This is a genomic window from Actinocrinis puniceicyclus, assembly GCF_018283645.1.
GTDB lineage: Bacteria > Actinomycetota > Actinomycetes > Streptomycetales > Catenulisporaceae > Actinocrinis > Actinocrinis puniceicyclus.
Genome location: NZ_JAGSXH010000073.1, coordinates 24,177 through 30,830 on the forward strand (window position 1 = coordinate 24,177; position 6,654 = coordinate 30,830).

Here is a 6,654-nt window from a genome sequence, read left to right on the forward strand (position 1 = left end):
ATCAGACCCCTGCGGTCGCGACCTTCTCGCCGCGCTGCGCGCCGGCACCGCTCTCGATCGCGGCGGTCGCCGCCTGCTTCGGCAGCGCGGCCGGAACGGCCACCACGGCGAACTCCTCGCGCGGGTTCTCGAAGGAGGCCAGCGAGACGGCCTCGCGGCGGAAGAACCCGGCCAGCAGCCAGTCCGTGCACACCCGCACCTTGCGGTTGAAGGTGGGCACCCGGCTGACGTGGTACGCACGGTGCATCAGCCACGCGGGCCAGCCGCGCAGCTTCATGCCGTACACGTTCGCCACGCCCTTGCCGATGCCCAGCCCGGCCACGGATCCGACGTGCTTGTGTACGTAGTCCTGCACGGGCTTGCCGCGCAGCGCCGAGACGATGTTGTCCGCCAGGCGCCTGGCCTGGCGCACGGCGTGCTGCGCCGAGGGGGAGCACCAGTTGCCCGGGCCCTTGGCCAGGTCGGGCACCTGAGCGCAGTCGCCGGCGGCCCAGACGTGGTCCAGGCCGACGACACGCAGGTCGGCCCGGGTGTCGACATGGCCCTTGGGTCCGCGCGGGACGCCGAGGTGCTCCACGACCGGGTTCGGCTTGACCCCTGCGGTCCACACCACGGTGGAGGCGTCCATCTCGGTGCCGTCGGAGAGCACCACGTGGTGGTCGACGCAGGAGTTCAGCAGGGTGTTCATCTTGACCTGGATGCCGCGCTTGCGCAGTTCCTCCGCGGTCCAGACGCCCAGCTCGGGGCCGACCTCGGGCAGGATGCGGTCCGCCGCCTCGACGAGCAGCCAGCGCATGTCCTCCGGCTCCACGTTCGAGTACCACTTGGACACGTCCCGGGCCATGTCCTCGATCTCGGCGATCGCCTCGACGCCGGCGAACCCGCCGCCGACGAACACGAAGGTCAGGGCCTTGCGGCGCAGCGCCGGGTCCTTGATGGAGTCGGCCAGGTCGATCTGCCCGATCACGTGGTTGCGCAGGCTGACCGCCTCCTCGACCTGCTTGAAACCGATGCCGTGCTCGGCCAGGCCGGGGATCGGCAGGGTGCGCGGCACCGAGCCGACCGCGACGACCAGTTCGTCGAAGGACAGCTCGTAGGGCTCCCCGGTGTTCGGGGAGATGGTCGCGCAGTTGCGCCCGTGGTCGATCGACACCACCCGGCCGGTGATGACCTCGGCGTTCGGGCCCTTGAGAACCCGGCGCAGCGGGGCGACCAGGTTTCGCGGGGCGATCGACCCGGCGGCCGCCTCGGGCAGGAAGGGCTGGTAGGTCATGTAGGGGCGGGGGTCGACCACGGTGACGGTCGCCTCGCCGCGTTTGAGGTGCTTGAGGACTCGCTGTGCCGTGAACATCCCTACATATCCACCGCCGATGACGAGGATTCGCGGCGGGATGTTGGAGGCTCTGGCGGCAGGAGTCAGCGCATTGGTCATAGTGGGCTCGCTCACGGTTCCTTCGACGCGTCCTACTCGGCTCATCCATCGCTCGCCATCGAGCGGAAAAAGTGGCGTTGTCTGTGGTCCTCGACGAATTGCCACGGCGATGGGGCTTCGGTCGCGGGGGTGGGAAGCGTGGAGCGCTGCTCCCCACGAAGATCTGCAACTCCTCGATTATATGACGCAAGCCACAGTGCTCGCCGCCCGGGGTGCCGGGGCCCGCGCCTGACGGGACGTCAACTGACGGGACGACCGGCCGCGACTGCCGGTGTCAGAGGCGGCCTCTAAGGTCGCGGCATGGGAACCGTACTGTCCGCCGCCGACGCGCGCCGCGCGGCGTTGCGGGCCCAGGGCCTCTTGGGCGCAGTGGACCGACGCGCCGGAGTGCCCGGCGTGCTCAGGCTGCTCGGCGCGGTGCAACTGGACACGATCTCGGTGCTGGCCCGCTCGCAGGAACTGGTCCCCTTCGCCCGGCTTGGGCCGATCGGGCGTCCGGCGATCCACTCCGCGTACTGGTCTCATGAGCCCGGGGCGGCGCGGACCTTCGAGTACTGGGCGCATGCGGCGTGCGTGCTGCCGGTCGAGGAGTGGCCGATGATGGCGCTGCGGCGCAGGCACTACCGCGCGCGGGGCGGCGTATGGGGAAACGAGGTGATTTCCGCGGCCACGCTCGCCGAGATCGTCGGCCGGCTCGCGGCGGAGGGGCCGCTGACGACGACGGAACTGGGCGGCGCGCGTAAGACGCCGGGCTGGTGGGACTGGTCCGAGGTCAAGGTCGCGGTGGAGCGGCTGCTGGCGACCGGAGAAGTGGTGTGCGTCGAGCGGCGCGGCTGGCGGCGCGTCTACGACCTGCCGCAGCGCGCCATCCCGGCTCATCTCCTGCACGACGACCTGGACGACCACGCGTGCACGGTGCGGATGATCGCGCTGGCCGGGCGGGCGCTGGGGGTGGCGACGCGCAGCGACCTGCTCGATTATCACCGGCTCAAGCCGCAGGCGCGGTTCGAGGCGCTGGCCGAGGAAGCGGGACTGGCGCCGGTGGAGGTCGAGGGCTGGGGCAGGCAGGCGTGGGCCGATCCGGCGGCGCTGGCCGCATTGGAGTCCGGGGCCGGGGGCCGGCACCGCACGACGCTGCTTTCTCCCTTCGACTCGCTGGTCTGGGAACGGCGGCGCACCGAGCGGATCTTCGGCTTTTCGCACCGGCTGGAGGCATATGTTCCGAAGGCGGAGCGGGTGCACGGGTATTACGCGATGCCGCTGCTGCACGGCGGACGGCTGGTCGGGCGGGTGGATCCGGCGCGCGAGGGCGGGACGCTGATCGGCCGGCAGGTCTCGATGGCCACCGCCAAAGCCGTGCGGCCGATGGCGCGAGCGCTGCGCGAGGCCGCCGCGTGGGTGGGCTGCGACGCCGTGCGGGTCGAGGCGGTCACGCCGGTGGAACTCGCCCCGGCGCTGCGCGCGGCGCTCGCCGCCGAGGGCTGACGCGGCCGGCGGCCCCGCGGCGATCAGCTCGCGCGCCCGGCACGGTGAATGGCCGACGATCCGTCAGCTGCATCCACTTGCCGTAAGACCTACGCTTCCGTAACTTACGGAAGCGTAGGGGTCTTTGCGACCGCCGAGCAGCTGCGCCTGAAAGGGATCCGATACGCCGATGACTGCCCTTACCACGGTCCGCACCGCCAGTTCCGTTCCGCCGTCCGCCGGGGCCGCCGAGGATGCGTCGAGCGCGGGCACGCTCAGCGGCCTGCGCCAGTCGACCAAGGAGCGGGTGGCCATCGCGCTGTTCATCGGGATCCCCTTCCTGGCCGTGCTGGCCGCGATCCCGTTCGCCTGGGGCTGGGGACTGGGCTGGCACGACGCGGTGATCGCGGCGGTGATGTACGCGATCTCAGGGCACGGGGTGACCGTCGGCTTCCACCGGTATTTCACGCACAGCTCGTTCAAGGCGGTCAAGGCGCTGCGCGTGATGCTCGCGGTGGCCGGGTCGCTGGCCGTGGAGGGCCCGGTGATCCGCTGGGTCGCCGATCACCGCCGCCACCACCGGTTCTCGGACAAGGACGGAGACCCGCACTCGCCCTGGCGCTACGGCTCCACCATCCCGGCCCTGGCGAAGGGTCTGTGCTTCGCGCACATCGGCTGGCTGTTCGACGTGGAGCAGACCGACCAGCGGCAGTACGCGCCCGACCTGCTCAAGGACGGGGCGATCGTGAAGGTCTCGCGGGCCTTCCCGTGGCTGGTGGTCGCCTCGGTGCTCACCCCGCCGCTGGTCGGCGGCCTGTGGTCGTGGTCCTGGCAGGGCGCGGCGACCGCGTTCTTCTGGGGCACCCTGGTGCGTATCGGGCTGCTGCACCACGTGACCTGGTCGATCAACTCGATCTGCCACGCGATCGGCGAGCGGCCGTTCAAGTCGCGGGACAAGTCCGGCAACGTCTGGTGGCTGGCCGTGCTGTCGATGGGCGAATCCTGGCACAACCTGCACCACGCCGACCCGACCTCGGCCCGGCACGGCGTGCTGCGTGGCCAGGTGGACTCCAGCGCCCGGGTGATCTGGCTGTTCGAGAAGTTCGGCTGGGCGCGCGACGTCCGCTGGCCGAGCGCGGCCCGGGTGGCAGCGCGCCGTACGGCATGATGGCCGTGTGACGACGCAGGGACACGGTTCACCGGGACAAAGTGCACAAGGACAGGGTGCACAGGGACAGACTGTGCACCGTGTCCGGATGAGCGGCAAGGAGCGGCGCGAGCAGTTGCTGGACATCGGGCGGACGCTGTTCGCGGAGCGCGGCTTCGACGCCACCAGCGTGGAGGAGATCGCCGCGAAGGCCGGCGTTTCGAAGCCGGTGGTCTACGAGCACTTCGGCGGCAAGGAAGGTCTTTACGCCGTCGTGGTGGACCGCGAGATGCGCACCCTGCTGGACATGGTGACCTCGGCGCTGACCGCCGGGCATCCGCGTGAACTGCTGGAGCAGGCGGCCTTCGCGCTGCTGGACTACATCGAGTCGCACAGCGACGGCTTCCGGATCCTGGTGCGCGACTCCCCGGTGGCCGCGTCCACGGGCAATTTCGCGTCTCTGATCAGTGACATCGCCACGCGGGTGGAGCACATCCTGGGCGTGGAGTTCTCCCATCGCGGCTATGACCCGGCCTTCGGCGCGATGTACTCGCAGATGCTGGTCGGCATGGTCGCGCTCACCGGCCAGTGGTGGCTGGACGAGCGCCAGCCGACCAAGGACGAGGTGGTCGCGCACCTGGTCAACCTTTCCTGGAACGGGTTGTCCGGTCTGGAGCACCATCCGCGGCTGCTGACGCGCCGGCCGAGGTAGCGGGCGCGCAGCGGCAGGTACGCGACGCGGCTACACGCGCGCGATCGCGAAGATCCGCCGGTAGGGCAGCACCTGCACCGTTTGGCCGCCGAGCTGTTGCGGCGGGTAGGCGTCGCGCAGAGCGTCCGCGTATGCGGAGACGAAGCCGCGCGCGGATTCGGTGTCGGGACCGCCGAGTTCGGCCAGCACCGGCCGCAGGGCGGTCGAGGAGACGAAGTCCAGCACGCCGTCCACGCCGGGCAGGACGTAGTAGTAAGTGGTCTCCCACACCTCGGCCTGCGCGCCGGCTTCGCTCAGCGCGCGCAGATAGTCGGGAGGTTCGTGGGAGGCGGGACGGAACTGCTCGCCGGTGATCGATCCGGCCCAGCGGCTGTCCCGCTGCAGTTCGCCGAGCAGCATGTGCGAGGGCGCGGCGAAGTTGCCGGGGACGCCCATCGCGAACCACCCGCCGGGTGCCACCTGGTGGAGCAGCGCGGCAAGCAGGTCCAGGTGGCCGGGCACCCACTGCAGGGTGGCGTTGGTGATGAGCACGTCGACCGGTTCCGGTGCGCGCCACTCGCGCAGGTCCGCGCGTTCGAAGACGAGCCGGCCGCAGGCGGTGAGCCGCCGGTCCGCCCGCGCCGTGGCGGCCTCGATCATCTCGGCCGAACTGTCGAGGCCGACGACGTGGGCCCGCGGCCACCGCCGGCACAGCAGCGCGGTGGCGTTTCCCGGTCCGCAGCCCAGATCCGCCACCCGGTGCGGCCGTTCGGCAGGCACGCGGGCGAGCAGGTCGTGGAACGGCCGTGCGCGATGATCGGCGTAACGCAGATATCGCGCCGGATCCCAGGTCGTCGACTGGACTGGCATGACGTCTCCAGGCGCTCGGTTGCCGGCCAAGAGTCTCGGCATCAGGACGAGCGCATCCTGCCAGCGGATATATCTCGACGTCAAGATGCTTGGCGTCAAGTGTCTTGATAGACTGCCTTCCGGCCGGGGCGGGCGCCTCGGCGGACAGGGTGGAGAGCGACGATGGCTGAAGCGGCGCGCGACGAGGTCGACCGGCTGGTCGCGGCCTGGCGCCGGGAGCGTCCCGACCTCGACGTCCAGCCGCTGGAGGTGCTCAGCCGGGTCACGCGGCTGGCCCGGCATCTGGACCGGGCGCGACGCACCGCCTTCGCCGAACACGGCCTGGAGCCCTGGGAGTTCGACGTGCTGTCCGCGCTGCGCCGCGCCGGCGCGCCCTACCAACTCTCCCCCGGCCAACTGCTGACCCAGACCCTGGTCACCTCGGGCACGATGACGAACCGGATCGACCGGCTCGCGGCCCGGGAACTGGTCGTGCGCGGTCCCGACCCGGCGGACCGGCGCGGTGTGCTGGTGCGGCTGACCACGGCCGGGCGGGAACTGGCGGACTCGGCCCTGGCCGGACTGCTGAAGAACGAGCGCGAACTGCTCGCGGCGCTGCCCTGCGGCCGTCTCGACGAACTGGCCGACCTGCTTCGTACGCTGACACTGCCCTTCGACGCGGCCCAAGGCGAGTAGTCCGGCCGGCCGGCCGGTGGACGAACCGACAGACCGGCCGACCAACCCCGGCCAGCCGACCGGCCGACAGCCGGGACCGGCCTCTTTTCGACGCCCAGGCCGCGTTCATTCGTGTAACTGCGAGCTCGAAGGTTACCGAAACTTTCGGAACATGAAAGATACGCCTTCAGCGGCCTATGCCTTGCGCCCCAACGTAATTGACACGGTGTCGAAGCGCTTCAATCGTTGACACACCGATGCACCGAGCATACTTTTGCCTAGCCCTTACGTCCGCCACTCCGAAACTTTCGGATCGGGCGAAGTGGCTCTTCGGCCTTTAGAGGAGGCAATCGCAATGAGACGACGGAGTTTCCTCGCGATGGGAGCGGCCGGGGC

6 protein-coding genes are annotated in these 6,654 nt (G+C 70.5%); 4 read left to right on the top strand and 2 right to left on the bottom strand.

Annotated elements, in window-relative coordinates; genetic code table 11:
* Position 1: 1 nt before the first annotated feature.
* Positions 2-1,432 carry an NAD(P)/FAD-dependent oxidoreductase gene (locus KGA66_RS19285; protein ID WP_211469565.1) on the bottom strand — a complete coding sequence of 477 codons (1,431 nt, stop codon included), beginning with the start codon at positions 1,430-1,432 and terminating at the stop codon, positions 2-4.
* Between the two features lie 300 nt (positions 1,433-1,732).
* Here KGA66_RS19285 and KGA66_RS19290 point away from each other — a divergent pair, with 300 nt between their 5' ends.
* The 3 genes from KGA66_RS19290 to KGA66_RS19300 all read left to right on the top strand — a co-directional run bounded on the left by KGA66_RS19290 (position 1,733) and on the right by KGA66_RS19300 (position 4,755).
* Entirely contained in the window at positions 1,733-2,917 is a 1,185-nt protein-coding gene (locus KGA66_RS19290) for a winged helix-turn-helix domain-containing protein (protein ID WP_211469559.1), read from the top strand.
* Between the two features lie 169 nt (positions 2,918-3,086).
* Positions 3,087-4,064, top strand: coding sequence for an acyl-CoA desaturase (locus KGA66_RS19295; protein WP_211469560.1), 978 nt, complete (start codon positions 3,087-3,089; stop codon positions 4,062-4,064).
* Positions 4,065-4,137: 73 nt separating this feature from the next.
* The gene (locus tag KGA66_RS19300) at positions 4,138-4,755 is read left to right on the top strand and encodes a TetR family transcriptional regulator (protein ID WP_369015904.1); all 618 of its coding nucleotides are present in this window, start codon (positions 4,138-4,140) and stop codon (positions 4,753-4,755) included.
* Between the two features lie 30 nt (positions 4,756-4,785).
* Here the strand turns inward: KGA66_RS19300 and KGA66_RS19305 are convergent, their stop codons facing one another.
* Positions 4,786-5,604 (bottom strand): methyltransferase domain-containing protein, encoded by an 819-nt coding sequence (locus tag KGA66_RS19305; protein ID WP_211469562.1) that lies wholly within the window; start codon positions 5,602-5,604, stop codon positions 4,786-4,788.
* Between the two features lie 162 nt (positions 5,605-5,766).
* Here KGA66_RS19305 and KGA66_RS19310 point away from each other — a divergent pair, with 162 nt between their 5' ends.
* Positions 5,767-6,279, top strand: coding sequence for a MarR family winged helix-turn-helix transcriptional regulator (locus tag KGA66_RS19310; RefSeq protein WP_211469563.1), 513 nt, complete (start codon positions 5,767-5,769; stop codon positions 6,277-6,279).
* Positions 6,280-6,654 lie beyond the last annotated feature (375 nt).

What these genes read in the sequence shown, in the direction of transcription:
- KGA66_RS19310 (WP_211469563.1), top strand. Translation starts at nt 5,767, where the DNA reads ATGGCTGAAGCGGCGCGCGACGAGGTCGACCGGCTGGTCGCGGCCTGG.
- KGA66_RS19285 (WP_211469565.1), bottom strand. Translation starts at nt 1,432, where the DNA reads ATGACCAATGCGCTGACTCCTGCCGCCAGAGCCTCCAACATCCCGCCG.
- KGA66_RS19305 (WP_211469562.1), bottom strand. Translation starts at nt 5,604, where the DNA reads ATGCCAGTCCAGTCGACGACCTGGGATCCGGCGCGATATCTGCGTTAC.
- KGA66_RS19290 (WP_211469559.1), top strand. Translation starts at nt 1,733, where the DNA reads ATGGGAACCGTACTGTCCGCCGCCGACGCGCGCCGCGCGGCGTTGCGG.
- KGA66_RS19295 (WP_211469560.1), top strand. Translation starts at nt 3,087, where the DNA reads ATGACTGCCCTTACCACGGTCCGCACCGCCAGTTCCGTTCCGCCGTCC.